Annotated in this window: 1 protein-coding gene; it reads right to left on the reverse strand. The window is 74.5% G+C overall.

The annotated features are described in order from the left end of the window. Positions 1-203: 203 nt before the first annotated feature. Positions 204-845 carry a hypothetical protein gene (locus ACYVE9_RS28385; RefSeq protein WP_461030754.1) on the reverse strand — a complete coding sequence of 214 codons (642 nt, stop codon included), beginning with the start codon at positions 843-845 and terminating at the stop codon, positions 204-206. Between the last annotated feature and the right edge of the window lie 120 nt (positions 846-965).

Here is a 965-nt window from a genome sequence, read left to right on the forward strand (position 1 = left end):
GGACCAGGCTGTGCGGGGCCTCGTCCATCGTGTCCCTCCGGTCAGGCGTCCCGGTCACTGCCGGGAACGGCTGCCGGGTACCCCGTCCTGGGAGGTTTCCTCCGGTTTCGTCACTTCCGGCCTCGGCCGGGCGGGACCGGCGCTCGGGCTCCGGGGCGGGGGGTGCGGGGTGCGGGGTGCGGGCTCCGGGGCGGGGGCGCGGGTTATCGAAGCCACGGGGTGCGCTGGACGAGCGGTAGCCGGGACCAGACGCGGCCCAGGCCCCACACCCTTCCGGCGGCGGTGAGCGCCAGCACGACCAGCACCACGGCGTAGACCACGTGGTAGTCGACGAAGGGGTTGACGGACATGCTGGGGGTGCCGTCGGAGAGCTCCCGGGCCGGCGGCCACTCGGCCACCCACATCAGCGCCATCATCAGGGAGCCGGCCACAGCCGCCAGGCGCAGTGCCACTCCCGCGAGCAGCGCGGTGCCGACGGCCAGCAGGCCCAGCATGAACAGCCAGTCCGCCCAGGCGGTGCCGGCCCAGGCGTGGAAGGTGGACTCCATCGGGCCGACCTCGACCCCGCCCAGGTAGCCCTGGGTGGGTGAACCGCCGTTGACCCAGGCCCGCTCCGACGTGGTGGCGTAGCCCCAGCCGAAGGTCTTGTCCAGGAACGCCCAGAGGAAGACGAAGCCCATTGCGATGCGCAGTGCGGCCAGCCACCTGGCGGCGGGCGACGGCGCCCGGCGGGAGCCGTTCACCGTGGGTGCGGTGGGAGCGGCGGGAGCGGTGGGAGCGGCGGGAGCGGTGGGTACGGCGGGTGTGGCGGGTACGGCGGGTGTGGCGTGCCGATGCGGGGTCATCGCGGGCTTCCGTTCGTCAGGAGCGGCCGCCGACCGGTGCTCCGGCTCGGCAGGTACACCGTCCCGCCGGTACGGGCCCGGGACGCAGAGGCAGAACGGTCCCGAGCAGGGCCCGACAGG

Source organism: Streptomyces sparsus, assembly GCF_054776295.1.